This window comes from Streptomyces hesseae, assembly GCF_031845785.1.
Lineage (GTDB): Bacteria > Actinomycetota > Actinomycetes > Streptomycetales > Streptomycetaceae > Streptomyces > Streptomyces hesseae.
Window position 1 is genome coordinate 596,003 of record NZ_JAVRFI010000001.1, and the last position, 23,698, is coordinate 619,700.

Sequence of the window (23,698 nt, forward strand, 5' to 3'; positions counted from 1 at the left end):
CGGCGCGATGAGCACGGCTCCCCTGTCGTCCGGCGCGGTGCCGGACGTCCCCGGTTTCCAGCCGACCCATGTCGTGCCGAACGAGGGCCTGCCCACGTGGACGGCCCCCGACGCGGCCGTCCCGACCGAGCCGCTGGACCCACTGCTGCCGGTGCGGCTGCTGGCCCGGCGCGGCGACTGGGGGCAGGTGCTGTGCTCCAACGGCTGGTCGGCGTGGGTGGACGCCCGGCTGCTGGTCACACTGCCGCAGCACCCGCCCGGAGCGGCCGGGGCGCTCGTCCGCACGGCGGACGCGCGCGAGCTGCTGGCCGGGGTGGAGGATGCGCTGGGGCGCTACCGGCAGGCGGTGGAGGACCTGGCGGCGGGCCGGATCGACGGCGAGACCTTCCGGCACACGACGCAGGGCCTGCGGATCGGGGTGGTCGTGGCGGGCGAGGAGATCTGGCTGTACGACGTGGCGGGCGACCGCTGGTGCTACAGCGACGGCACGACGGCGACGGCTGTCGCCGGTGGCGAGCCGTCACCGGAGCGGGGTGCGCCGGGGGCGACGCGGCTGGACGACGCGGGCGCAGGCCCCAGACCGGCCGGTCCGGCTGGTCCGGCCGGGGTGCCCGGCGGCAGCGCGGGCTCCACGCGGCTGGACGGCGGGGGCACGGGGCCTGGCAACACGGGCCCCACTGGGCCCGGCTCCGGGGCGACGCGGCTCGATGGCGGCAGCACCGGCTCCACCCGCCTCGACGGCGGGGGCCCCGGCGACGGCGGCGATGGCGGTGGCCGGTGATGGCCGGGGATCAGGAGGGGCGCCCCGCGCGCCCCGACGTGTCGCTCGGGGCCGGGCCGGGTGGCCTGATCGGGCACCGGATCGCGGGCTACCGCGTCGAGAGCGAGATCGGCCGGGGCGGCATGGCCGTCGTCTACCGCGCCACGGACCTCCGGCTCGACCGCACCGTCGCCCTCAAGCTCCTCGCCCCCGAGCTCGCCCGCAACGACACCTTCCGCCGCCGCTTCAGCCATGAGTCGAGGGTGGCCGCGGCCATCGACCACCCCCACATCGTGCCGGTGTTCGAGGCCGGTGAGGTGGAGGGCGTCCTCTACATCGCCATGCGCTACGTACCCGGCCAGGACCTGCGGGCCCTCCTCGACCGCGAGGGCCCACTGCCCCTGCCCGTCACCGCCCGGATCGCCGGCCAGGTCGCCTCCGCCCTGGACGCCGCGCACGCCCACGACCTGGTCCACCGGGACGTCAAGCCCGGCAACATCCTGGTCGCCGAGGGCACCGACGCCGACCACCCCGAGCACGTCTATCTCACCGACTTCGGTCTCACGAAGAAGTCCCTGTCGCTGACCGGCTACACACGGGTGGGCCAGTTCGTCGGCACGCTGGACTACGTCGCGCCGGAGCAGATCTCGGGCAAGCCCGTGGACGGGCGCTGCGACGTCTACAGCCTGGCCTGCGTCGTCTTCGAGATGCTGACGGGAGCGCCGCCGTTCCGGCGCGAGGACGACATGGCGCTGCTGTGGGCCCATCAGTACGAGCCGCCGCCACGGCTCTCGGAGCTGCTGCCGGGGCTGCCCCCGGACGTCGACGACGTCCTGGCGACGGCGCTGGCCAAGGCGCCGGACGACCGTTTCGACAGCTGTCTGCGGTTCGTGACCGCGCTGCGGCGGACGGGACGGACGAGGCCGGCGCCGGAGGCGGCAGCGGCGCCGCCGCCTCCCCCGCCGGACTGGGCGGCGGTGGTCTTTCCCGAGCGGGGTACGGGCTGACGCCGTACCCCGACGCCGTACCCCGCTCGGGCCCGGGTCACCGGCCCGGCGTGCCGCCGGGGATCGTGAAGGGCAGCTCCTGGGAGTGGAAGGACGCGTCGCCGTTGCCGACGGTGAATCCCGCGTCCGCGTGGGTCACATCGCGCGGGGCGGACCGGGCGACGGCGACCTTCAGCCGGTAGACGGCCGTCTCGCCGGGCGCGAGCAGGCGCTTCCCGGTGGTGGGCAGCAGGGCGGCGCTCATGCCCGGGTCGCAGCCGCCCGCGACCAGCGGGACCCGCACCCAGCCCCGGTCCGTGCGGTACTGGGACAGCGTCAGGTCCTTGGGCGTCAGGGCGTGCGAGCCGCCCGCGCCGTAGGCGTAGTACGAGCCGTTCAGGGCGGGGTAGGCCCGGTCGGTGGTGTTCTTCACCGTGACCGTGACGGTGCGCCCCGTCCCGCCGCGCCGCAGGGTGGCGCCCCGGTCCCAGCCGGTCAGGGTGACCTTCGGCCGGGTGGCCTCGGCGGTACGGACGGGGGCGCGGTAGGTGTGGCCCCGTCCGTCGTCGAGGGAGGCGGCGACGGTGAGGGTGCCGGGCCGGTCGAGGTCCTGGAGCCGCAGGGCGATGCCGACCGGGTGCTTGGGGCTCGCGTCCGGCGCGGACACCGGGAAGGTGAGGACGCCACGGGTGGGGAAGGAACCGGAGCCCGGCTTGCTGTCCAGGTCGACCCAGCGGCGGCTGCTCGGCTCGTAGCGCTGCACCGTCAGGGAGTCGGTGCTGAAGCCCTTGCTGGAGACGTCCAGGCGGACCGTGCCCTTGGTGACGGGCGTGCGCAGCGTGACGCCGGAGTCCGACCACAGCCCGATGGGCAACTGGCCCGGCATGCCGTACGCGACGTTCTGCGCGGCGGTCCCGGTGAGGGCCGGCACCGGCGCCGGCTGGTGCGCCGCGGCCCACGCGGGCGCGGCGCTCGTGGCGCCGGCCTGCTCCGCGCCGTCACAGCCGGGCTTGGCCGGGGCGGTGCCCCCGGCCGGCGTGGCGGCGGCGGCCTGGCCCGTCGCCGCCGCGCCCATGACGAGCGCCAGTCCGGCGGCCAGCGCGGCCGCCGTTCTGACCGTGACTTTCCGTGCCGCCGACGTCCGCCGCTGAGCGACCTTGAATGTCATGTACCGCCCCCCGCAATGTGGGTGTGTATCCCGTGCTCGACGTACGTGTGTACGCGTCCGGCCTCAGAGAGGGCCGTCCACAGCTGATGGTTCCCACGCGGAACGGAAATCCCACGTTTTCCGTCAGTGGCCGCGCAGGTGCTCCATTTCGCGCCGGTCGCGCTTCGTGGGCCGGCCCGCGCCCCGGTCGCGGATACCGGCGGGGGCGACGGCCTCGCGCGGCGGTGGCGGCGGGCTGTTGTCCTCGTAGCACTCGACGGCGACGGGCGCGCCGACGCGCTTGCGGATGAGCCGCTTGACGACCACGACCCGTTCGTAGCCCTCCTGCCGCAGCCGCACCTCGTCACCGGGCCGGACGGCCTGGGCGGGCTTGACCCGCTCCCCGTTGAGCCGGACGTGCCCGGCGCGGCAGGCCGTGGCGGCGATCGAGCGTGTCTTGGTGAGCCGTACGGACCAGATCCAGGCGTCGATCCGTACCGCCCCTCCCTCTGTCTCCATGCCCGCAAGCCTAGGGGACCCCACTGACATGGCCGATTACCGTCGGCGTTTCGCCTGCCGGGCCCGGGAGTCCGTTGACTTCTGCACCTCCCCGTGCGACTGATGTCGTGTTCACCTCAACCCCGCTCTTCCCCCCACTCTTCGCAGCCGTGGGCGGTCCGCAGGGGCCGCTCCCGGCCGGATGGGAGTACGGCGATGAACGCTGCCATCGGCTCCAAGAACACCGTCATCGGCAACCGGCACCGCGCACGCGCCGCGGCCGCCGCGGCCTTCGTGGCCGCCCTGGCGAGCGCTGGCCTCGGCCTGGGCGCGCCGTCCGCCGCGGCGGACACGGTGTCCGTCAGCTACACCTGCACCGGCCCGGGCGCGCCCAGCGACGTCCAGTCGCTCCAGGTCACCGTGACCGCCCCGGCAAGCGTTCCGCAGGGCGGCACGGCGGACCTCACCCTTGAGGCCACCACCCAGCTGAAGGTACCGATCAACGTCCCCGCGCAGGCCGTCACCGGCGAGCTCGACCTCGCCCTCGGCGGTGCCGGGTCCGGCACCGTGACGGCCACCGGCTTCACCAACCCCGACCCGGTGCCCAGCGGTTCGGGCGTGACCCTCACCGGCGGCACGGCCTCCGTCAAACTCGACACCGCCGGCACCACGACCTTCACCCCCGGCACGGCGAAGGTGCACGTCTTCGGCGTGACGGTGGAGTGCGCGGTCTCCGGCAGCGCGCCGGTTGCGGCGAGCACGCAGGTGACGGCCGAGTAGGGACGACCCACCGGCCGGACATGCGGGCGGCAGCGCGATCCCTCACCGGAAACGGCTCAAAAGCCGCACTCCAACGGGGATTTCGCTGCCGGAACGCCGGGCGGGCAGGCGGGCCGGCGCCCGGACGAGCAGCAGCAGCCCTCTAATCCTCTTCCGCCAGGCGTGCGAGCAGGCCGAGCGCCTCGACGACCACGGCCTGTTCGCGCTCGTCCAGGCGCTCCGCCAGGGCGCCGGCGATCCAGCCCTCGCGCTCCCGCCGGACCTCCGCGAGCCGGAGGCGGCCCTGTTCGGTGAGGGACATGATGGCCTGGCGGCGGTCGCTGGGGTGCGGGGTGCGCTCGACGAGGCCGGCCTCCTCCAGGGCGGCGAGGGTCGCGCCCATCGACTGCGGGCGTACGCGCTCGGCGCGGGCCAGGGCGACGGTGGTGGCGGGCCCCTCGCGGTCGAGTCTGCTGAGGGCGGAGGCCTGTGACAGCGTCACGTCCGTGCCCTCCGAGGCCGCGCGCAGACGGCGCATCAACTGCCCCGTGAGCACGCGGAGCCTGGCGGCCGCCTCGGCCAGTTCGGCGGACGGTGCGGGGGCGGCTGGGGGCTGCTCTCGGTCCTTCATCAAGCAAGGGTACCTTTCGAACGTGGCCCCGGCCGGTGCCTCATGCCGCACGGCCCGGGCCGCCGCGCGGCAGGTCGCGGTCCGCCAGGGTCGCCAGCAGCAGGAGCACGCTCAGCGCGCCCAGGACGAGGGCGAGGGCGTGGAGCCCGGACGTGGAGGCGTGGTCCCCGTAGAACAGGCCGATCAGGCTGGAGGCGGCGATGGCGCCCGTGTACTGCGCGGTACGGAAGAGACCGGCGGCGGTGCCCGTCTGCTCGCCGGGGGCCTGGGCGTACAGGGCGGTCTGATTGCCCACGGCGTTCAGGCCGTTGGGCAGCCCGAAGAGGGCGCCGAGGGCGACGAGGAGCAGTACGGGGCTGTCCGGCCCCGCGCACAGCAGCACCCCGGTGGCCACCACCATCGCGCCGGTGCCCAGCAGCAGCGGGCCGCGCACCCGCTTGCGGCGCGAGCCCAGCCAGGAGGCCACGGCCGCCACCACCGACATCGGCAGCATCAGCAGCCCCGTGGCCGTCGTCGAGTGACCCGCTGATTCCTCCAGCCACTGCGTATAGCCGTAGAGGACGCAGTAGAGGACGAGGAAGGCCGTGGCGTAGCGGACATAGGTGCGCACCAGCGGGCGGTTGGCCGCCAGCATCCGCAGGTCGAGGAAGGGCCGGCGGGCCCTGAGCTCCCAGGTGACGAGCGCCGCCGCGAGCGCGCCGCCCAGCGCGAGCAAGGACCACCGGGGGTGGTCGAGGCTCATCAGGAAGAGCACGGCGGGCAGGGTGACCCCGGCGAACAGGGTGGCGCCCAGCGGGTCGAGGGCCGTCCACGCCGACTCCCGTTCGCCGGCCGGGCGCGGGGTGTCCTTGGGCAGCCAGGCCAGGGTGAGGAGGAGCCCCACCGCCGCGAGCGGGACGTTGACGACGAATATGGAACGCCACCCGGCGAGTCCGGTCAGCAGTCCGCCGAGGGCCGGGCCGACCGCCGCGCTGGCGAGGCCGGCGATGGTGAGGGCGCCGAGGACGCCGCCCGGCGGTTCCCGCCGGAGGCGGTCGGACTGGGCGCGGATCATGGCCATCGCGGCGGGGTAGGCGGCGGAGGTCCCGACGCCCAGGGCCACCCGGACCGCGATCAGCCGGCCCAGCGAGCCCGCCCGTAGCCCGGCGAGTCCGGCCAGCCCCACCAGGACCAGTCCGGCCGCGTAGACCCGGCGGGGGCCGAACCGGTCGGCGACCTTGCCCATCGCGGGCTGGGCGACGGCGCTGGCCGCGTAGAGGCCGGAGACCAGCCAGGCGGTGCCGGCCGCGCCGGTGCCGAGCGCGCGGCCGATGGGGACGAGGGCCGTGGAGATCATGGTCGAGTTGACCGGGTTGAGCATCGACCCGATGACGATCGGCGCCACGAAGCGGGGGCCGAAGCCTATGGACCGGGGAGGCCCGGACGAGGGAAGCGGCATGGGGCAAGGCTAGCTTTTTAGAAGCTAATCTTGCAAGGTTGGCTTTCTATTTTTGTGTGCGCCAGGACCGGCCGGTCACCGCTCCCTGCGGACGATCAGCAACGCCGCGTCGTCCGCCAGCTCACCCCCCGTGTAGTCCCGCAGATCGGCCACGATCCGGTCCGCCAGATGCGTCGGCGTCAGGTCGGGCAGCCCGGCCAGCCGCTCACCCAGCGGATAGAAGCGCCCGGCCGCGTCGCGGGCCTCCGTCACCCCGTCCGTATAGAGCACGAGCGTGTCGCCCGGCACGAAGGGGGTGCGCATGAGGTGGTACGGGCCGGGGTTCAGCTGCCGCAGCGCCAGCGGCGGGTCGGGCTCGGGCGACTGGATCTCGACGACCTCGCCCGCGCGCCACAGCAGCGGCGGCAGATGCCCGCAGTCGACCAGTTCCGCCGGGCCGCCCCGCACCGGCACCCCGAGGAGCACGGCCGTCACGAACTCCTCGCCGACCCCGCGCCGGAAGACGGTGGCGTCCAGCCGCCGGGCCACCTCGTCGAGCCCGGGCTCGACCTGGGCGGCCTCCCGGAAGGCGCCGAGGACGTCGGCGGCGGTCTCGACGGCGCCCAGCCCCTTGCCCCGTACGTCGCCGAGCAGCAGCCGCGTCCCGTACGGGGTGCCCAGCACCTCGTACAGATCCCCGCCCACCCGCGCCTCGGCCGCCGCCGAGGCGTAGCGCACGGCGATCCGCAGGCCGCCGATCCGCTCCGGCGCGGGGCGCAGCAGGGCGCGCTGGGCGGCCTCGGCGACCGAGCGGGTCTGGAGCAACTGGCGCTCACGGGTCGAGACGAGGACGACGTTGGCGGTGGAGACGCAGGTGATGGCCAGGACGGTGGCCCCGGCCGTGAGGTGGACGGGCAGGGCGACGCCGGGGTCGGCGAGGGCGAGCGGGGCGACGAGCAGCAGCGCGATCAGCCCGGTCGTCAGGGGGACGCGGGCGCTGCGGGTGCCGAGACTGGCGAGCGCCGGGGCGGTGGCCAGCACCGGGGAGAAGGTCAGCGAGGGGTTGGTGGCGAGGTCCAGCGCGACGGCGGCGGCGAGCAGGACGTAGGCCGCCACGACGAGCGGGCGCACGCCGCGGGGCAGCGCCGGGGCCGCCCCGGGCACGTCGGGGCCCGGGTCTCGCTTCATGACTGCCCTCCACCCTAGGTGGCGGGTGGGGCGCCGCAACCGCACCGCTCTCCTTTATGGCATGCACCGTCTTATGCACAGAAAAAAGGACATTACTCCATAAAGGTGATCGCTGACCCGTTCGGCGGTGCGCCCCCGGGGCGGCGCTCGATGATGGGCCTGTGAGCGGCAAGGTGGTGACGCGCGACGTTCTGATCGTCGTGTACGACGGAGTGCAATTGCTGGACGTCGCGGGGCCGTTGGACGTCCTCGACCGGGCCGGCGACGAGGCGGACACCGGCTACCGGGTGCGGCTGGCCTCGCTGGGCGGCCGGTCCGTAGCCACCTCCGCCGAGGCGCAGTTGGGCGTCTCGGCGGACCTGACCCGGATCCGCAAGCCGCCGGACACCCTGATGGTGGCCGGCGGCCGGGGCTACGCCGCCGCCGCGTCGGACCGCGAACTGGTCCGGCACGTACGGCGGCTCGCCGCCGGGGCGCGGCGGACGGGCTCGGTGTGCACGGGGGCGTTCGTGCTGGCCGAGGCCGGTCTCCTGGACGGGCGGCGGGCCACCACGCACTGGGCGTTCTGCTCCGAACTGGCCGCCGGCTACCCGGCCGTATCGGTCGAGCCGGACGCCATCTTCGTCCGCGACGGGGCGGTCGTGACCTCGGCCGGGGTGACGGCGGGCATCGACCTCACCCTGGCGCTGCTGGAGGACGACCTCGGGCCGGAGGCGGCCCGCGCCGTCGCCAAATACCTGGTCGTCTTCATACAGCGCCCCGGCGGGCAGTCCCAGTTCAGCACCTGGACGCGCGGCGACCCACCGCGCGGGGGCGCCCTGCGCGACCTGGTCGAGGATATCGACGCCCATCCGGCGGGGGATCTGTCGGTGCCCACGCTCGCCGCTCGCCTGGGCATGAGCCGGCGCCACTTCAGCAGGCTGTTCAGCCAGCAGGTGGGCACCAGCCCCGGCGCGTACGTCGAGCGGGCCCGGGTCGCCGCCGCGCGGGCCCTGCTGGAGAGCACGCCGGACGGCGTCGACGCCATCGCCGGGCAGTGCGGCTTCGGCACGGTCGAGACGATGCGCCGCGCGTTCGTCCGCGAGACGGGAGTGTCCCCGGCCGCGTACCGCGACCGTTTCCGCAGGGTCTGACCGCCATCCCCGTACGGCACCGGTCGTCAGTGAGTGCGATCATGGCCTTGAACACCCCGGGGACGAGCGACCCCGGATGGGGAACGGACCGGCCCCATGGTGCAATTCACCGGTGATACCGATGGTCAATTCCGCTGGTGAGACGGCTGTGGGCGGTCCCGGCAGCGATCTCCACCTCGAGCTGCCGGACGGCCCCGGCGGGCGGCGCGGCGCGCTGACGCGGGCCCTGCGCGACGCCGTCCGGACGGGCCGGCTGGCGCCCGGCACCCGGCTCCCTCCCTACCGCTCCCTCGCCGCCGATCTGGGCGTGGCCCGCAACACCGTCGCCGACGCGTACGCCGAACTCGTCGCCGAGGGCTGGCTCATCGCCCGGCAAGGCTCCGGCACCCGCGTCGCCCACCGGGCGGAACCGCCCGGCACCGATCACCCCCGCCGCCCCACGGCCCCCACCGGGCTCCGCGGCCCCGTCCACAATCTGGTGCAGGGCACCCCCGACGCGGCCGCCTTCCCCCGCGCCGCCTGGGTCGCCGCCACCCGCCGCGCCCTGACGTCCGCGCCCGGCGAGGCCTTCGGGCCCGGCGACCCCCGGGGCCGCCCCGAGCTCCGCCACGCCCTCGCCGACTACCTCGCACGGGCGCGCGGCGTACGGACCGACCCCGAACGCGTCGTCGTCTGCGCCGGCTTCGCGAACGCCCTGCGGCTGCTGGGCCGGGTGCTGGAGGGCACGGTCGCCGTGGAGTCGTACGGGCTCGGCTTCCACCGCGGCCTCCTCACCGAGGCCGGGCTGCGGACGGCCGACCTGCCCATCGACGAACACGGCGCGCGCGTCGACCTGCTGCCCGCGACCGGCGTGAGCGCGGCCCTGCTCACCCCCGCCCACCAGTTCCCGACCGGCGGTCCCCTCCACCCCGGGCGACGGGTCGCGCTCGTCGACTGGGCGCGGACGTCGGGCGGGCTGGTCCTGGAGGACGACTACGACGGCGAGTTCCGCTACGACCGCCGCCCCGTCGGAGCCGTCCAGAGCCTCGATCCCGAACGGGTCGTCTACATCGGCACGGCCAGCAAGAGCCTCTCCCCCGCGCTACGGCTGGGCTGGATGGTGCTGCCGGGGCACCTCGTGGACGCGGTGCTGGAGGGGAAGGGCGAACGGGAGTCCTGGACGAGCGCCCTGGAGCAGCTGACGCTCGCCGAGTTCATCACCTCGGGCGCGTACGACCGTCACGTCCGCCGGATGCGCCGCCACTACCGGCGGCGCCGCGACCGGCTCGTCACGGCCCTCGCGGAGTCCGCGCCGCACGTCCGGGTCACCGGGATCGCGGCCGGGCTGCACGCGGTGCTGGAGCTCCCGCCGGGCACGGAACGGGCCGTCGTCCAGGCCGCCGCCCGGCAGGGGCTGGCCGTGGAGGGGCTCGGCGGCTACCGGCACGGGGAGGCGACCGGAGTGCCGGGCGACGGCCTGGTCGTGGGGTACGGCACTCCGCCCGAGCACGGCTTCGCGGGGGCTCTGGAGGCGTTGTGCGGGGCGCTGCCATCGAGGGACGGGGTACAGTAAACAGAACCCTTTGGTTCATGATGCTGCTCTGAAGGGTCCGAGGAACCGTACCGACCCCAGGAGTAGGCATGACAACCGGCACCGGAACCGCCGACACCGCCGACATCGGGGCCTGGCTCGAGGCCGTGGCCGTCGACCCCGCCGTACGGGAGCTGCGGCCCGACTACCGGGCGCTGGTCGTCGTCGCGGAGGGCCTGGTGCCCGGCCCCAGCGACGACGCCAGCGAGAAGCTGCTCGCCGGGGCGGAGGAGACCGCCCGCGAGTGGCTCGCCCGCACGGCCCCCGAGGACCACCCCCACCTGGCCGCCTGGCGCGAGACGTTCCGCGCCTTCGGCGCCAAGCCGCAGCGCACCCGCCCCAGCGCGGAGGCGCTGCTGCGCCGCGTGCCGGCGGGGCTGCCGCGGGTGGACCGGCTGACCGACATCTACAACGCGATCTCGGTCGCCCACGTCCTGCCGCTGGGCGGCGAGGACCTCGACCACTACCGTGGCCCGGCCCGGCTGGTCCGCGCCACGGGCGAGGAGCCGTTCGAGACGACGGGCGGCGGCGAGACCGTCACCGAGCACTGCCCGCCCGGCGAAGTGGTCTGGCGCGACGACGCCGGCGTCACCTGCCGCCGCTGGAACTGGCGCCAGTGCACCCGCACCCGCCTGACCCTCACCACCACGCGAGCGGTCTTCATCCTCGACGCCCTCGGCCCGCTCGACGACGCGGCACTGACGACGGCTGGGGACGCACTGGTGACGGCCCTCGCGGAGAGCAGCCCGGGGGCGAGGCTCGCCTCACGACTGGTCCGCTGAGCGCCGCGTAAAGGGGCGCCCTGCAAGGCGGGCGGCCCCTAAGGGGCGCGGGGAACTGCGCGACCAGCCCCCACCGGCCCGCGGTGACCGCTCAGCACCCGGCGGCGAGCGCACTCGCGATCCGGACAGCGGCCTCCCGCAACAGCTCCCCGCAGCGGCCGGACTCCGGCCGCGCCGGATCCAAGGCGCGGCACGGCCCCGTGAGACTCAGGGCGCCAACCACGGGCTCCGGCCCGGGACCGCGGACCGCGATGGCCAGTGAGGCCGCCCCAGGGCGGCCCGCATCCGTCGCGTAGACGAGCCGCCCGTCGCACGGGCCGGCCAGCGCCCGGCCCAGGGCACCGGTCGCGGGCCGCACGTCACCCGTCTCCAGTCGCTGCGGCGTGTTGTCGGGCCGGAAGACGTGGTGGACGATCTGCGCCCCTTCCGGGTGCGCCACCGCCAGGTGGACGCTCATGCCGCTGTGCGCGGCGAGCCCGTCCGCCCAGTTCATGGCGGCGGCGCGCAGGTCGTTGCAGTCGGCGGCTGGCCCGCTCAGGGGCCCGGCCGGCCGGAAGGCGCCGTCCGGTTCCTGCCGGACCAGCCCTTCCGCCTCCAGGCTCCGCAGCAGGGCCGTGGCGTCGACGGCCGGGATGTCGAGGGTGTCGGTCAGCCGGCGCCGGGTGACGCCGTCCTCCGGATGCCGGTCCAGAAGCCGCAGCGTGGCGGCGGTCCGGCCGACGGGTGCTTGGTTCCGGTACATGCGGCCCAGGCTAGGAGCGCCGGACCGGCGGCGGGTCGGCCGAATGGCCGATTCCGCGAGACTGCCGCCATGGATCTCCTGTCGCTGCGATATTTCCGGGCCGTGGCCCGCCACGAGCACATCAGCCGGGCCGCCGAGGAACTCAGGGTCGCCCAGCCGTCACTGAGCCGGACCATCATCCGGCTTGAATCGGAGCTCGGCACTCCGCTCTTCGACCGCCAGGGCCGCCGGATACGGCTCAACGAGCACGGCGCGGCCTTCCTGCGCCGCGTAGAGCGGATGCTGGCCGAACTCGACGACGCCCGGCGCGAGCTCGCCGACGCCGTCGGTGACGGCCCGGGCCGGGTCGCCGTCGCCGCCGAGACCCTGGTCCAGCTGGGCGGGGTGCTGGCTGCCCTCCGCGCCCACCGCCCCGGGGTGGGGGTGCGGCTGTTCCAGGCGCCGCCGGCGTCGATGCGGCGTCATCTGCGCTCGGGCGAGGTGGACTTCGCGGTCGCCTCCCAGCCGTTGGCCGGCCCCGGGCTGTGCTCGGTGGAGCTGGTGCGGGAGGAGGTGCTGCTGGCCGTGCCGCCCGGGCATCCGCTGGCCGACCGGGAGCGGGTGACGGTGGCGGAGCTGGCGGACGAGGAGTTCGTCAGCACGCGCCCCGGCCACTGGCAGCGCGCCCTGCTGGAGCGGCTCTTCGCCCGCGAGGGGCTCACGCCGAGGGTGGTCTGCGAGGGCGACGAGGCCGCCGCCACCCCCGAGCTGATCGGCGCCGGACTGGGCCTCGGCCTCATGCCGGCCGTCGCGCGGCAGACCCTCGGCGGGCACAGCCCGGTGGCCTGGCTGCGGCTGGACGCCGCGGACTGCCACCGGACGCTGACCCTCGTATGGCGCCGGGACGCCTATCTCTCCCCCGCCGCCCAGGACTTCCGCCGGCTGGCCACGGTCCCGGATCATGCCTCCGGGGTTATGAGTTCATGGCGGAACAGGTCGTGGAAGGTATGAGGGGCCACCACTAGCGTCGGGTCCGTCCACCGGTTCCGACGAGGGAGACCAGCGATGAGCCAGCGAAACGACACCCCGGACGGCGGTTTCAGCAGCTACGTGGAGGCCGTCCTCGACGCCCTGTCCGACGTGCCCGGACGGCCGGCCGTCACCACGGCCGAGGGGCGGGTGATCAGCGCGGGCGAAATCCGGGACGACGTCCTCCGGCTCGCCGGGGAGCTGGCGGAGCGCGGGGTGGCCCGCGGCACCACGGTCACCCTGCTCACCGGCAACACCGCCGAGGCCCTCGTCGCCCGCTACGCCGCCAATCTCGCCGGCGCCCGCGTCGTCGGCCTCTACGAGGGCATGAGCCCGCCGGCCATGGCCGAGATCATGACGAGCGTGGAGTGCGCCCTCCTGCTGGTGGACGACCGGCGGCACGACACCGCCGAGGAGCTGGGGAAGATGGCCGGCGTTCCCCCGATGCTCTCCCTGGGGCCGAGCGGCTTCGCCGAGGACGTCCTGGCCGCGGCCGCCCGCCGGCCCGCCCGGCCGATGGGCGGCCTGGTGGGCCCGGACGACGACTGGTGCGTCCGGCACACCGGCGGCACCACCGGAGTCCCCAAGGGCATCAGGACCACCCACGGCCCGTACCGGCAGAGCCTGGACCACCGGTTCGCCGACGCCGGCGACCCGCCCCGCTTCCTGGCGTGCACCGCGCTCGCCCATCTCGCCGGCGTCTTCATCGACATGACGCTCCGACAGGGCGGCTCGGCCGTCCTGCGGCACGGCTTCGAGCCCGGGGACGTGCTGGCCACGATCGAGCGCGAGCGCGTCACCCACACCTGGCTGTTGCCACCGCTGCTCTACCGGCTGCTGGACCACCCGGACCTGCCCGGCGCCGATCTCTCCAGCCTGAGCCGGATCAGCTACGGCGGCACCGCCGCCTCGGCTGCCAGGATGCGGCAGGCGGCAGAGGTCCTGGGGCCCGTCCTCTACGGCCTGTACGGGCAGGCCGAGGCGCAGCACATCACCGAGGCGGGCCCCGCGGAGCAGACGAAGACCGGCCGCGGCGGGCATCTGACGGTCGGCCGGGCCGTGCCGGGGGTGGAGATCGCCATCAGGGACCCCGACGGGGTGACCCTGCCGCCCGGGGAGCGGGGCGAGGTGCAGGTGCGCACGCCCCAGGTGATGGCCGGTTACTGGAAGCGGCCGGAGCTGACGGCGGAGGTGCTGCGGGACGGCTGGGTGCACACCGGCGACGTCGGCTATCTCGACGAGGCCGGCTACCTCTACATCGTGGACCGGATCAAGGACATGATCGTGGTCGTCGGGGGCCATGTGTACCCGACGGAGCTGGAGGAACTGCTGCTGAGCCACCCCGGCATCGCCCGGTGCGCGGTCTTCGGCAGCCGGGACGCGGAGTCGGTGGAGCACGTCCACGCCGCCGTGGTGCCCGTGGCGGGGCGGCGGCCCTCGCTGGAGGAGGTCCGGGAGTTCGTCATCTCCCGCAAGGGGCGCCTTTACGCCCCCGAGTCCCTCCATCTGATGCCCGACATCCCGCTGACGGCGGCGGGCAAGCCGGACAAGCGGCTGCTGCGGGAGCGACTGGCGGGCTGAGGGGGAACTGCTTCGGGCGAGGCACGCCGGCACGTCTAGGCCGCGTCTAGGCCGTCAATTGTTCCTCCATCGGGTCCAGGCCCACGACACAGGCGTCCGCCAGGGCGTCCATGGACAGTCCCAGCGCGTTCGCCAGCGCCGAGATCGTGAAGAACGCCGGCGTCGGCGCCCGGCCGGTCTCGATCTTCCGCAAGGTCTCGGAGGACAGCCCGGCACGGGCCGCCACCTCCACCATGCTGCGTTGACCACGAGCTTCGCGCAGCAGCTCGCCCAGCCGCTCGCCGCGCTGCCGCTCCCAAGGGGTCAGAGGAGTCCTCACCATGCCCACGATCGTAGTGGGCGTGATACTAATACCGGTATAAGAATTGGAAACCCGGGTGGGGAGTCGTTTGCCATGGTGGAGATCAAGACGGACGCGGCGCTTACGGCCATGCGGGAGGCAGGGCGCGTCGTGGCGCACGCGCTCGCCGCCGTCGAGGAGGCGGCGGCCGTGGGGGTGAGCCTGCGCGAGCTGGACGGGGTGGCCCGTGACGTCCTGGAGAAGGCCGGGGCCCGCTCGCCCTTCCTCGGCTACCACCCCTCCTTCGCGCCCACGCCGTTCCCCGCGGTGATCTGCGCGTCGGTCAACGACGCCATCGTCCACGGCATCCCCGACGACTACCGGCTGTGCGACGGCGACCTCGTCAGCGTCGACTGCGGCGCGGTGCTGGACGGCTGGGCCGGCGACGCGGCCATCAGCTTCATTGTCGGCACGCCCCGGCCGGGCGACCGGGAGCTGATGGACGCCACCCGGCGCGCCCTCGACGCGGGCATCGCCGCCGCCACCGTCGGCCACCGCGTCGGCGACATCTCCCACGCCATCGGCTCCGTCGTCCGGTCCGCCCGGATGGGGACGCCCGCCGACTTCGGCGGGCACGGCATCGGCCGGCAGATGCACGAGGAGCCGCACGTCGCCAACCGGGGCCGGGCCGGGCGCGGCCTCCCGCTGCGGCACGGGCTGGTCCTGGCCATCGAGCCGATGCTCATCGCGGGCGGCCGCGACGACTACGTCCCCGCGGCCGACGGCTGGACCCTGCGCACGGCCGACGGCAGCCGCGCCGCCCACTTCGAGCACACCGTCGCCATCACGGACGACGGACCGCGCGTCCTGACCCTCCCGTGACGGGGACCGGGACCGGGGGCGCGTGAGCCGCGTCATCGCGTAAGACTTTCGTCATCGGAAATCCGGATCCCCGACCCGCCTCCCCGGCGTTTCCCCATGTGAGAACGGAAACGGCTTCGGGAGGCGGAACATGGGACGCGTACGGCGACTGCTGAGCAAGAAGGTGGTCTTCGGCATTCTGGCCGTCGGGATCGTGCTGGCCGGCGCGGGGACGTACTGGTTCCAGCCGTGGAAGCTCTGGGTCAGCGAGACGGTGCGCGAGGCCGCGCCGACCGCCGGGGGCGCGCGCGGCGAGGCGCCGAGCACACTGGCGACCGGCCGGCTGATCAGCCACGAGCACACGACGAGCGGCACCGTGCGGATCCTGCGGCTGCCCGACGGCTCGCGCACCCTGCGCCTGGAGAACCTCGACACGAGCAACGGCCCGGACCTACGTGTCCTGATCACCGACGCCCCGGTGAAGGAGGGCCGGGCCGGCTGGTTCGTCTTCGACAAGGGCGCCCACACCAGCCTCGGCAAGCTCAAGGGCAACAAGGGCGACCAGAACTACGCCCTGCCCGCCGACCTCGACCTCAACCGCTACACCAGCGTGAGCATCTGGTGCGACCGCTTCGACGTCTCCTTCGGCGCCGCCGCCCTCACCCGCGCGTGATCACGCATCCTCACGCCCCCGCCCGGGCAGGGTGAGAGGACGAACGGGAAAGGGGAGATGCCCATGGAACAGAGCGGACAGGGCGGGCGGGGCGGGCGTGATGTGGTGATCGTGGGGGCCGGAGTAGCGGGAACCAGCGTGTTCCTGCACCTGGTGCGCACGCTCGGCCGAGAGAAGGCCGGGCGGATGCGGTCGATCCGGATCGTCGACCCCAACCCCGTCGGCCGGGGCCTCGCCTTCGGCGACACCGACCCGCTGCTGCTGTGCAACACCGCCGCCGAGGTCAACTCCCTCCTCGCCGACGAGCCCGCCGACTTCGTCGCCTACCTGCGGGCGCGCGGCCGGCCCGTCGAGCCCCGCGACTGCGTGCCCCGGGCGCGGATGGCCGAGTACTGCCGGGACCGCTTCGAGGAGGCCCGGAAGACCGCCGAGGCCCTGGGCGTCGAGGTCGCCCACGTACCGGCGGCGGTCGGCTCGATCGCGGCGGGTACGGTCCGGCTGAGCACGGGTCAGGAGCTGCGCGCCGACGCCGTCGTCGTCTGTACGGGCGTCCACCGCCCCCGCGTCCCGGACGGCTTCGCCGCCTTCACCGGGCACCCCCGCTACTCCCCCGCCCCCTACCCCGCCGTCCGGCTGCGCGACCCCGGGGCGGGGCCGCCGCCCGGAGCGGAGGTCCTGGTCCTGGGCTGCCGCCAGTCGGCGATCGACGCCTCCCTGCTGCTGTGCCGGGACGGCCACCGGGTGACGATGGCCTCACCCTCCGGCGTACTGCCCGCCGTCCGGTTCTCGCTGGGCGCGCCCGTACGGGACTTCCCGCCCCTGGAGCGCGTCGCGCGGCTCGACCCGGCCGATCCGCTGCTGGAGGAGAAGGTACGGCGCGCCACCGTGGAGGCCGTACGGTCGCTCGACCGCACCCCGCTGCGCCGGCAGTCCTCCTCCGCCGCCGACCCCGTGACACGGCTGCGCGAGGAGACGGCGCTGGTGGAGGCGGACGCGTGTGCCTGGCCCGGTGTCGTCATGGCCGCGATGGAGGCGGTCATCGAGCTCGGCGCCCGGCTGCCCGCCGCCCGGCGCCGGGCCCTGCTGGAGCGCCACGGCTGGTTCATCACCCGGTACGCCACGGCGATGACGGTCCTCAACGCGCGCCTGCTGCTCGCGCACATCGACTCCGGGGCGCTGCGCCTGGCCCGCGCCTACCCCCGCGCGGTGGCCTACGAGGCGGGCGCCTGGCGAGTGGAATGGCCCGGTCCGGGCGAGCCCGCTCGCGCTCGCTCCGAGCCCGGTCGCTTCGACCACGTCGTCAACGCCACCGGTTTCGACCAGCCCCGGCTGTACTGGTCCGCCGACGGCACCACCCTCCACCCGGCGGAGCCGCCACGCCACTCCGGCACCGTCGACTTCCTGGCGGCCGACCTGCGCGTAAGGCGGAGTCCCGGGGCCCGGCCCGAGCCGGTGTGGGTGGTGGGCGTCGGCACCCACGTACGGATCCCGTTCTCGAACCACCTGCGCAATGTGGTCCGGCAGGCCCGCCGGGTCGCCGAGGAGGTGTCGGGCGCGGCGGACGGCGGGGAACGGGCCGCCGTGGCGCGCGGCACCGCGGTGTGAGGCGGGGCCGCCGCCGGGCGCGCCTTCCCCTCGGGCGCCGGTCGGGCGGCGGAGAATACGGTCGCCCGTCCGCGACCGGACGCCGAGGAGTCGCATGCGCCACAGCCCGCCCAGCTGGACCACCGAGGACATGCCGAGCCTGAAGGGCCGGCTGGCCGTGGTGACCGGCGCCACGAGCGGCATCGGCTATGTCACCGCGCGCGAGCTGGCCCGGGCGGGGGCCGAGGTCGTGGTGACGGGCCGGGACGCGGGCCGGGCGCGGCGGGCGACGGAGGACATGGCCCGCGAGGTGCCGGGCGCGCGGGTCCGTCCCGACCTGCTGGACCTCGCCGACCTGGCCTCCGTCACGGGCTTCGCCCACCGGGTGGAGCACGGCGGACGCCCGGTCGACCTGCTGGTCAACAACGCCGGGGTGATGGGCATCCGGCACCGGGCCACCACCAGGGAGGGTTTCGAGCTGACCGTCGGCACCAATCACCTGGGCCACTTCGCGCTCACCGGCCGGCTGCTGCCCCATCTGCTGGCCGCGCCCGCGCCGCGTGTGGTGACGGTCAGCGCCGCGATCTCCCGCAGCGCGATCGCGGAGCTCTCCGATCTCCAGAGCACCCGCAAGTACCGGCCCCTGAACGCCTACGCCAAGTCGAAGCTGGCCAACGTGCTGTTCGCCCTGGAGCTCCAGCGCCGCGCCGACGCGGCGGGCGTCCCGCTGACGAGCGCGGCCGTCCACCCGGGCTTCAGCGCGACGGGCCTCCAACGGCACGCCTCCCGGCCCGTCCGCGCGCTGGCCCGCCTGCTGCCGGGACACTTCGTCGGCCAGTCGGTGGCGTCGGCCGCGCTGCCCACGCTGTACGCGGCGACGGCGGAGGACGTCGCCCCCGGCGGCTTCTACGGCCCGACCGGCCGCTTCGAGACCCGTGGGGCCCCCGGCCCGGTGGACCTCCCGACCCCGGCCGCGGACGCCGGGCTCGCCGCCCGCCTGTGGCGGACGTCCGAGTCCCTCACCCACGTCCGCTACCGCTGGCCGGAGGCCGTTCCCTGAACGACGCGGGCCCCGTGTCACCGTCTGAGCACCTTCCGGGCGAGGAAGTTGCCCAGCAGTTGGGCGATCTGTACGAGGAGCACGAGGACGGCCACCGTGACCACCATCACCGAGGTGTCGAAGCGCAGGTATCCGTAGGTCATGGCCAGGTTGCCCACTCCCCCGCCGCCGACGGTCCCGGCGACGGCCGAGAAGTCGATGAGGGCGACGAGCATGAAGGTGAAGCCCAGCACCAGCGGGCCGAGGGCCTCGGGGATCAGGACGGTGAGGAGGACGCGCAGCGGGCTCGCGCCCATGGAGCGGGCGGCTTCGATCACTCCGGGCTCGACGGACAGCAGGTTGCTCTCGACGATCCGGGCGACGCCGAAGGTGGCCACGACCGTCATGGGGAAGACGGCGGCCTCGGTGCCGATCATGGTGCCGACGACTTCGCGGGTCACCGGGGAGAGCGCGACGATGGCGATGATGAAGGGGACCGGGCGGACGACGTTGACGAGGGTGCTCAGGACGGCGAAGACCGCGCGGCTCCGGAGGATGCCGCCCTTGCGGGTGGCGTAGAGGGCGAGGCCCACGGCCGTGCCGAGCACGGCGGACAGGGCCAGGGTGACGAGCACCATGTAGACCGTCTCGCCGGTGGCGTCGACGACCTTGACCCAGAAGGTGTTCCAGTCGGCCTTCATCGGGCCACCACCTCTCCCTTGCCGGTCAGGCGGGCCAGGACGGCGTCCACGTCCCGTTCGGCGCCGCGCAGTTCGAAGGTGACGCTGCCCAGCGTCCGGGCCTGGACCTCGGCGACGCCGGCGTGGGCGATCGTGAAGTCCACGTCGTGTTCGCGCAGCAGCCGGGAGAGGTCGGCGCCGCCGTCCGCCGGGACGGTCACCAGGCGTCCCGGGTGGCGGGCGCGGAGCCGTTCCAGGGCGGCGGCGTCGGGCACGTCGTGGAGCGCGGAGCGGACGAACGCCTCGGTGACGGGGTGCGCGGGGCGGGAGAAGACGTCGTGGACGCCGCCGGTCTCCACCACCTTGCCGTCGGCCATCACGGCCACGTGGTCGCAGAGCGAGCGGACCACTTCCATCTCATGGGTGATCAGCACGATCGTCACGCCCAGTTCGGCGTTGACGCGCCGGAGGAGGTCCAGGACCTCGCCCGTGGTCTGCGGGTCGAGAGCGGAGGTCGCTTCGTCGCACAGCAGCACGCCCGGTTCGGTGGCCAGCGCCCGGGCGATGCCGACGCGCTGGCGCTGGCCGCCCGAGAGCTGTTCGGGGTAGCGGCGGGCGTGGGCGTCCAGGCCGACGAAGCGCAGGGCCTCCCCGGCCCGTTCGCGGGCCTCGGCGCGGCTCAGCCCGGACAGCCGCAGCGGGTAGGCGACATTGCCGAGGACGGTGCGCGAGCGGAACAGGTTGAACTGCTGGAAGATCATCCCGATGGAGCGGCGGACCTCGCGCCGACGCCGTTCGCCCAGGGCGCCGAGGTCCTGGCCGTCGACGAGCACGCTGCCGGAGGTGGGTGTCTCCAGGTAGTTGACGAGCCGCAGCAGGGTGCTCTTGCCGGCGCCGCTGTGGCCGACGACGCCGAAGACGCTGCCCCGCTCGACGGTCAGGGAGACGCCGTCGACGGCGGGCCGCACCGTGTCGGGGTGTTTTCCGGTGGCCGGGAAGACCTTTGTCACGTCACGGAGTTCGATCACGGTTCAGCCCCGGTCCTGGCGCGTGAGGCGGTCCAGCTCGTGCCGCAGCTCGCCCTGGGGGATGTCGATGACGTACCGGGCGCCGTGGGCCGACTTCTTGACGGCCTCCTGCACCGTGCGCGAGCGGTAGAGCTCGACGATCTTCCGGATGTTCTTGTTGTCCTTGTCCTTCGCGCGGGCGGCGATGACATTGACGTAGGGGCGGGCGACGGCGCTCTCGGGGTCGTCGTGGAAGACTGCCTGGTCGATCCTGTAGCCGGCCTGTTCGGCGACTCCCGCGTTGATGACGGACGCGGCGGTGTCCTTGAGGGTGCGCGGGGTCTGCTGGGCGTCGACCGGCGTGATCTTCAAGTGCTTGGGGTTGTCGGTGATGTCGTCGGGCGTGCCGTAGATGCCGGCCTTGTCCTTGAGGCCGATGAGCCTGGCCTGGCGGAGTACGAGGAGGGCCCGGCCCTGGTTGGAGGGGTCGTTGGGGATCGCGACGCGCGCCCCGTCGGGGATGTCCGCCACCTTCTTGTGCTTGAGGGAGTACAGGCCCATCGGTGCCACGGAGGTGGAGGTGACGGGCACGATGTCGGTGCCGTTCTCGCCGTTGAACTTGCTGAGGAAGGCCAGGTGCTGGAAGGCGTTCAGTTCGATGTCGCCGTCGGCCAGGGCCTTGTTGGGCAGCTGGTAGTCGTCAAAGTTGACGATCTTGACGTCGATGCCCTCCTTCTTGGCCTCCTCGGCGAGGACGTCCCACTCCGGGTCGGCGCCGTTGACCCCGATACGCACCCGGTCTCCGCCGGCCCCGTCCGACATGCCGCAGGCCGACAGCAGGAGCGCGAGGGCGGCGGCGACGGAGGCCGCGGTGGCGCGGCGGCGGGAGAGGGAGATTCTCATCGGAGCTCATTCCACGAAAGGAAGTACGGGGTGCTGTGCCGTTGATCGTAGGAGCGAAAACCCGCTTCACCTGGAAATGAAAGGAGGGATTCATGTTCTTGCAATAGAAGCAAGGAAGGCCCCGTTGTGGCGGGAACACCTCCCTTGCCGGGCACGGCATGCGGCGCTGCAATCGGCTCATGGCGACGACCCGACACAGACCCCGCCCCCTCAACCATCCGAAGATGGCCACCGGGTTCGACCAGTTCCTCCACGCCCTGCGCGGCCGGAAGCCACGGCGCGCCGCCGGGCAGCCGGGCGAGCCGCGCTGGCGCGCCGAGTTCGTGGCGCGGGACGTCAAGGGGCCGCGCCTGGGGCTCCAGGACTTCGGCTACGCCTCCCACGAGCTCAGCCGCGGCTACGGCGCGGTGGACGACACGGCGCTCGTCGGGCCCGTACAGATCCTCACACCGGAGGGCCTGGACTCCCTGACCGAGGTGTGCGACCGGCTGGAGAGCTCGGCCGGCAGCGCCCGGTTCATCACCACCCGCCGGGTGCGCAACGCCGATCTGATGTCGGCGTTCATCAACAACATGATCCGCGACCGGGGCTTCCTGCTGTCCTGCTCCCGGCTGGCGGGGGTGCCCCTGATCCCGCATCCGCTGCGGATCCCCACCGTGCAGGTCAACTACTTCGAGGCCGACGGCCGCGCGGACATCGTCAAATGGCACCACGACGGCATGGACTACGTCCTGACCATCCAGCTCAACGGCTACGAGGACTACGACGGCGGGCGCTTCAGCTACTTCATGGGCCGCGTGGACGAGTTCACCGGCGCCCGGGAGGGCGACCCCCGGATCAAGGAGGCGCCCTGCGGGGAGCGGGGGGCTGCGCTGTTCCTGCACGGCAGCCGGATCTACCACGCCGTCACCCCGGTGACGCGGGGCCGCCGGGTGACGGTCGTCGTCTCCTTCCTCTGCCCGTACTTCGCCCGCCAGGACTCCAACACCTTCTGGCACCTGGCGGCCGACGACGGCATCCCGGCGACGATCCCGGGCTGGCTCCGGCTGAAGTGGCCGGTGCGGGACCCCGCGATGGACTACAGCCTGCGCGCGGGGAGCCCGGTCATCACCTGGGAGGACCTCCGGGGGTAGCGGGCCCGGGCGGCACTCCTCAGCGGGGCGCGTGCTTGGCCACGTACGCGGCGAACGGCTCGATGCCCACCGCCGCGCGCAGCGCGTCCACACGCTCCGGCTCCTCGCAGGGCCACGGCACCGGGGAGCCGTCCTCGACCCCGGCGATCTGCGTGCCGTAGATCTGCTTCCGTCCGTCGTTGACGAGCACCCGGTCGCGCAGGAAGGCCAGTTCGCGGGGGCCCGCCGCGCCCGCCGCGACGGCCTCCTCCAGCAGCCGCAGCGCCTCGCGCTGGACGTCGAGCTGACGGTCTGCGTGCTGGGCGATCAGCCAGGCGGCGCGGGCCGCGTCCTCGCCGAACCGCTCGGCCGTCGGCCAGCCGTACTCATCCATGATCTCGGCAAGCCGGTCGCCGTGCCGGGCGGTCAGGCGCCGCCAGGCGAGCTGGTCGGCCGGGTCGGCGCTGTGCGCGTGGGGTCCGGTCCGGTGGTCCTCCTCGGCCATCCCTACGAGCTCCGCCGCCAGTGCGGACGTATCGGGTCGCGTCATGTTCTCCCCCAAGGCTCGGGTCGGTGTTCGTCCCGGTAACGCTAGGGGCGTGCGCGGACTTCAAGATCATTCGGAGGGATGGTGACAGCCACGTCCATGCGCGGCGATAATGGATACACCCCTTCCGGGATCACACCCCTTTCCCGCGCGGCGCGTGCCGCAGATAGGCGAGGACGGCGCTGACGCGCCGGTGCAGCTGGGGTTCCTCCGCGAGGCCGAGTTTGGCGAACGTGGAGTTGACGTGCTTCTCGATGGTCGACTCCGAGAGCACCAGCTCCTGCGCGATGGCGCGATTGGTCTTGCCCTCGGCCATGTGCCGCAGGACGTCGAGCTCGCGGCGGGTCAGTCCGGCCAGCGGGGCGTCGGCGGCGCGGGTGTGGCTGCCCATCAGGACTTCGACGATGCGGGGGTCGACGACGGAGCGGCCCGCGGCCACCTCGCGCAGGGCTCGCAGGAGTTCGTCGAGTTCGCCGATGCGTTCCTTGAGGAGGTAGGCGAGGCCGTCGGTGCCGCGCCGGAAGAGGTCGAAGGCGTAGTTCTCGTCCGCGTGCTGGGAGAGCATGACGACGCCGATGCCGGGGTGGCCGGCGCGGATGGCGTGGGCGGCGGCGATGCCCTCGGTGTGGTGGCTCGGCGGCATGCGGATGTCGGCGATGACCGCCTCGGGGCGGAGCTCCTCGACGGCGTCGAGGAGCTCCGTCGCGTCGCCGACCGCCGAGACGACGGAGACGTCGCCGGTGTCCTCCAGCAGCCGGCGGGTGCCCTCGCGCACCAGGTAGTGGTCCTCGGCGATGACGACGCGCATCG

The 23,698-nt window shown here is 74.0% G+C and carries 24 protein-coding genes and 1 pseudogene; 13 read left to right on the forward strand and 12 right to left on the reverse strand.

Translation table 11 applies throughout. From position 1 onward, the window contains the following. The first annotated feature begins 7 nt into the window (after positions 1-7). Positions 8-781, forward strand: a complete 774-nt coding sequence (locus RM609_RS02185; RefSeq protein ID WP_311607394.1) for a hypothetical protein — start codon at positions 8-10, stop codon at positions 779-781. Beyond that, positions 781-1,767 (forward strand): serine/threonine-protein kinase, encoded by a 987-nt coding sequence (locus RM609_RS02190; RefSeq protein WP_311607395.1) that lies wholly within the window; start codon positions 781-783, stop codon positions 1,765-1,767. The genes RM609_RS02185 and RM609_RS02190 overlap by 1 nt, the downstream gene beginning before the upstream one ends. Before the next feature lie 37 nt (positions 1,768-1,804). On the opposite strand, the gene RM609_RS02195 is transcribed toward RM609_RS02190, so the two are convergent. Further along, positions 1,805-2,914, reverse strand: coding sequence for a hypothetical protein (locus RM609_RS02195; protein ID WP_311607397.1), 1,110 nt, complete (start codon positions 2,912-2,914; stop codon positions 1,805-1,807). 123 nt (positions 2,915-3,037) lie between these two features. Continuing rightward, positions 3,038-3,527: pseudogene (locus RM609_RS02200) on the reverse strand (RNA-binding S4 domain-containing protein). A gap of 80 nt (positions 3,528-3,607) precedes the next feature. On the opposite strand from RM609_RS02200, the gene RM609_RS02205 reads away from it, so the two are divergent. Further along, positions 3,608-4,171 (forward strand): hypothetical protein, encoded by a 564-nt coding sequence (locus RM609_RS02205; RefSeq protein WP_311607399.1) that lies wholly within the window; start codon positions 3,608-3,610, stop codon positions 4,169-4,171. A gap of 142 nt (positions 4,172-4,313) precedes the next feature. Here RM609_RS02205 and RM609_RS02210 read toward each other — a convergent pair whose 3' ends face one another. The 3 genes from RM609_RS02210 to RM609_RS02220 form a co-directional block, all read right to left on the reverse strand. Beyond that, positions 4,314-4,781: a MarR family winged helix-turn-helix transcriptional regulator gene (locus tag RM609_RS02210; protein ID WP_311607401.1), complete on the reverse strand. Its 468-nt coding sequence runs from the start codon at positions 4,779-4,781 to the stop codon at positions 4,314-4,316. Positions 4,782-4,821: 40 nt separating this feature from the next. Continuing rightward, positions 4,822-6,219 carry an MFS transporter gene (locus RM609_RS02215; protein ID WP_311607403.1) on the reverse strand — a complete coding sequence of 466 codons (1,398 nt, stop codon included), beginning with the start codon at positions 6,217-6,219 and terminating at the stop codon, positions 4,822-4,824. Between the two features lie 75 nt (positions 6,220-6,294). Next, on the reverse strand, positions 6,295-7,386 hold the full coding sequence (locus RM609_RS02220) for a PP2C family protein-serine/threonine phosphatase (RefSeq protein ID WP_311607405.1): 1,092 nt from the start codon (positions 7,384-7,386) through the stop codon (positions 6,295-6,297). Between the two features lie 173 nt (positions 7,387-7,559). Between RM609_RS02220 and RM609_RS02225 the strand changes: the two genes are divergently transcribed. From RM609_RS02225 to RM609_RS02235, 3 genes are all read left to right on the forward strand, one after another. Beyond that, positions 7,560-8,519: a GlxA family transcriptional regulator gene (locus tag RM609_RS02225; RefSeq protein ID WP_438828371.1), complete on the forward strand. Its 960-nt coding sequence runs from the start codon at positions 7,560-7,562 to the stop codon at positions 8,517-8,519. A 121-nt stretch (positions 8,520-8,640) separates the two neighbouring features. Continuing rightward, positions 8,641-10,071, forward strand: coding sequence for a MocR-like pyridoxine biosynthesis transcription factor PdxR (gene pdxR / locus RM609_RS02230; RefSeq protein ID WP_311607408.1), 1,431 nt, complete (start codon positions 8,641-8,643; stop codon positions 10,069-10,071). A gap of 68 nt (positions 10,072-10,139) precedes the next feature. Then, on the forward strand, positions 10,140-10,871 hold the full coding sequence (locus RM609_RS02235; RefSeq protein WP_311607409.1) for a B3/B4 domain-containing protein: 732 nt from the start codon (positions 10,140-10,142) through the stop codon (positions 10,869-10,871). A 91-nt stretch (positions 10,872-10,962) separates the two neighbouring features. On the opposite strand, the gene RM609_RS02240 is transcribed toward RM609_RS02235, so the two are convergent. Next, entirely contained in the window at positions 10,963-11,613 is a 651-nt protein-coding gene (locus RM609_RS02240; protein ID WP_311607411.1) for an IclR family transcriptional regulator, read from the reverse strand. A 69-nt stretch (positions 11,614-11,682) separates the two neighbouring features. On the opposite strand from RM609_RS02240, the gene RM609_RS02245 reads away from it, so the two are divergent. Both RM609_RS02245 and RM609_RS02250 read left to right on the forward strand, forming a co-directional pair. Beyond that, entirely contained in the window at positions 11,683-12,603 is a 921-nt protein-coding gene (locus RM609_RS02245; RefSeq protein WP_311607413.1) for a LysR family transcriptional regulator, read from the forward strand. Positions 12,604-12,657: 54 nt separating this feature from the next. Continuing rightward, positions 12,658-14,202 (forward strand): AMP-binding protein, encoded by a 1,545-nt coding sequence (locus tag RM609_RS02250; protein ID WP_311607414.1) that lies wholly within the window; start codon positions 12,658-12,660, stop codon positions 14,200-14,202. 46 nt (positions 14,203-14,248) lie between these two features. Here the strand turns inward: RM609_RS02250 and RM609_RS02255 are convergent, their stop codons facing one another. After that, positions 14,249-14,524 (reverse strand): helix-turn-helix domain-containing protein, encoded by a 276-nt coding sequence (locus tag RM609_RS02255; protein WP_311607415.1) that lies wholly within the window; start codon positions 14,522-14,524, stop codon positions 14,249-14,251. A gap of 72 nt (positions 14,525-14,596) precedes the next feature. On the opposite strand from RM609_RS02255, the gene map reads away from it, so the two are divergent. The 4 genes from map (at position 14,597) to RM609_RS02275 (ending at position 18,660) form a co-directional block, all read left to right on the forward strand. Further along, positions 14,597-15,364, forward strand: coding sequence for a type I methionyl aminopeptidase (gene map, locus RM609_RS02260; RefSeq protein WP_311607416.1), 768 nt, complete (start codon positions 14,597-14,599; stop codon positions 15,362-15,364). A 130-nt stretch (positions 15,365-15,494) separates the two neighbouring features. Further along, on the forward strand, positions 15,495-16,016 hold the full coding sequence (locus RM609_RS02265) for a DM13 domain-containing protein (protein ID WP_311607418.1): 522 nt from the start codon (positions 15,495-15,497) through the stop codon (positions 16,014-16,016). Between the two features lie 63 nt (positions 16,017-16,079). Next, the gene (locus RM609_RS02270; protein ID WP_311607419.1) at positions 16,080-17,621 is read left to right on the forward strand and encodes an FAD/NAD(P)-binding protein; all 1,542 of its coding nucleotides are present in this window, start codon (positions 16,080-16,082) and stop codon (positions 17,619-17,621) included. 94 nt (positions 17,622-17,715) lie between these two features. Beyond that, positions 17,716-18,660 (forward strand): oxidoreductase, encoded by a 945-nt coding sequence (locus RM609_RS02275; RefSeq protein WP_311607420.1) that lies wholly within the window; start codon positions 17,716-17,718, stop codon positions 18,658-18,660. Positions 18,661-18,677: 17 nt separating this feature from the next. On the opposite strand, the gene RM609_RS02280 is transcribed toward RM609_RS02275, so the two are convergent. The 3 genes from RM609_RS02280 to RM609_RS02290 are packed head-to-tail and all read right to left on the reverse strand — an operon-like array spanning position 18,678 to position 21,229. Then, positions 18,678-19,340, reverse strand: coding sequence for a methionine ABC transporter permease (locus tag RM609_RS02280; protein ID WP_311607421.1), 663 nt, complete (start codon positions 19,338-19,340; stop codon positions 18,678-18,680). Then, entirely contained in the window at positions 19,337-20,329 is a 993-nt protein-coding gene (locus tag RM609_RS02285) for a methionine ABC transporter ATP-binding protein (RefSeq protein WP_311607423.1), read from the reverse strand. The genes RM609_RS02280 and RM609_RS02285 overlap by 4 nt, the downstream gene beginning before the upstream one ends. Positions 20,330-20,350: 21 nt before the next feature. Then, positions 20,351-21,229, reverse strand: coding sequence for a MetQ/NlpA family ABC transporter substrate-binding protein (locus tag RM609_RS02290; RefSeq protein WP_311607425.1), 879 nt, complete (start codon positions 21,227-21,229; stop codon positions 20,351-20,353). 179 nt (positions 21,230-21,408) lie between these two features. On the opposite strand from RM609_RS02290, the gene RM609_RS02295 reads away from it, so the two are divergent. Next, entirely contained in the window at positions 21,409-22,362 is a 954-nt protein-coding gene (locus RM609_RS02295) for a 2OG-Fe(II) oxygenase (protein WP_311607426.1), read from the forward strand. 19 nt (positions 22,363-22,381) lie between these two features. On the opposite strand, the gene RM609_RS02300 is transcribed toward RM609_RS02295, so the two are convergent. Further along, positions 22,382-22,891: a DUF6624 domain-containing protein gene (locus RM609_RS02300; protein ID WP_311607427.1), complete on the reverse strand. Its 510-nt coding sequence runs from the start codon at positions 22,889-22,891 to the stop codon at positions 22,382-22,384. Positions 22,892-23,021: 130 nt separating this feature from the next. Next, positions 23,022-23,696: a response regulator gene (locus tag RM609_RS02305; RefSeq protein WP_311607654.1), complete on the reverse strand. Its 675-nt coding sequence runs from the start codon at positions 23,694-23,696 to the stop codon at positions 23,022-23,024. Between the last annotated feature and the right edge of the window lie 2 nt (positions 23,697-23,698).

Bases quoted from the DNA above. Each gene is read 5' to 3' on its own strand.
- RM609_RS02295 (WP_311607426.1), top strand. From the start codon at position 21,409: ATGGCGACGACCCGACACAGACCCCGCCCCCTCAACCATCCGAAGATG.
- RM609_RS02290 (WP_311607425.1), bottom strand. From the start codon at position 21,229: ATGAGAATCTCCCTCTCCCGCCGCCGCGCCACCGCGGCCTCCGTCGCC.
- RM609_RS02270 (WP_311607419.1), top strand. From the start codon at position 16,080: ATGGAACAGAGCGGACAGGGCGGGCGGGGCGGGCGTGATGTGGTGATC.
- RM609_RS02300 (WP_311607427.1), bottom strand. From the start codon at position 22,891: ATGACGCGACCCGATACGTCCGCACTGGCGGCGGAGCTCGTAGGGATG.
- RM609_RS02220 (WP_311607405.1), bottom strand. From the start codon at position 7,386: ATGAAGCGAGACCCGGGCCCCGACGTGCCCGGGGCGGCCCCGGCGCTG.
- RM609_RS02250 (WP_311607414.1), top strand. From the start codon at position 12,658: ATGAGCCAGCGAAACGACACCCCGGACGGCGGTTTCAGCAGCTACGTG.
- pdxR (WP_311607408.1), top strand. From the start codon at position 8,641: ATGGTCAATTCCGCTGGTGAGACGGCTGTGGGCGGTCCCGGCAGCGAT.
- RM609_RS02195 (WP_311607397.1), bottom strand. From the start codon at position 2,914: ATGACATTCAAGGTCGCTCAGCGGCGGACGTCGGCGGCACGGAAAGTC.
- RM609_RS02235 (WP_311607409.1), top strand. From the start codon at position 10,140: ATGACAACCGGCACCGGAACCGCCGACACCGCCGACATCGGGGCCTGG.
- RM609_RS02275 (WP_311607420.1), top strand. From the start codon at position 17,716: ATGCGCCACAGCCCGCCCAGCTGGACCACCGAGGACATGCCGAGCCTG.
- RM609_RS02255 (WP_311607415.1), bottom strand. From the start codon at position 14,524: ATGGTGAGGACTCCTCTGACCCCTTGGGAGCGGCAGCGCGGCGAGCGG.
- map (WP_311607416.1), top strand. From the start codon at position 14,597: ATGGTGGAGATCAAGACGGACGCGGCGCTTACGGCCATGCGGGAGGCA.
- RM609_RS02190 (WP_311607395.1), top strand. From the start codon at position 781: ATGGCCGGGGATCAGGAGGGGCGCCCCGCGCGCCCCGACGTGTCGCTC.
- RM609_RS02240 (WP_311607411.1), bottom strand. From the start codon at position 11,613: ATGTACCGGAACCAAGCACCCGTCGGCCGGACCGCCGCCACGCTGCGG.
- RM609_RS02265 (WP_311607418.1), top strand. From the start codon at position 15,495: ATGGGACGCGTACGGCGACTGCTGAGCAAGAAGGTGGTCTTCGGCATT.
- RM609_RS02280 (WP_311607421.1), bottom strand. From the start codon at position 19,340: ATGAAGGCCGACTGGAACACCTTCTGGGTCAAGGTCGTCGACGCCACC.
- RM609_RS02215 (WP_311607403.1), bottom strand. From the start codon at position 6,219: ATGCCGCTTCCCTCGTCCGGGCCTCCCCGGTCCATAGGCTTCGGCCCC.
- RM609_RS02205 (WP_311607399.1), top strand. From the start codon at position 3,608: ATGAACGCTGCCATCGGCTCCAAGAACACCGTCATCGGCAACCGGCAC.
- RM609_RS02245 (WP_311607413.1), top strand. From the start codon at position 11,683: ATGGATCTCCTGTCGCTGCGATATTTCCGGGCCGTGGCCCGCCACGAG.
- RM609_RS02210 (WP_311607401.1), bottom strand. From the start codon at position 4,781: ATGAAGGACCGAGAGCAGCCCCCAGCCGCCCCCGCACCGTCCGCCGAA.
- RM609_RS02185 (WP_311607394.1), top strand. From the start codon at position 8: ATGAGCACGGCTCCCCTGTCGTCCGGCGCGGTGCCGGACGTCCCCGGT.
- RM609_RS02305 (WP_311607654.1), bottom strand. From the start codon at position 23,696: ATGCGCGTCGTCATCGCCGAGGACCACTACCTGGTGCGCGAGGGCACC.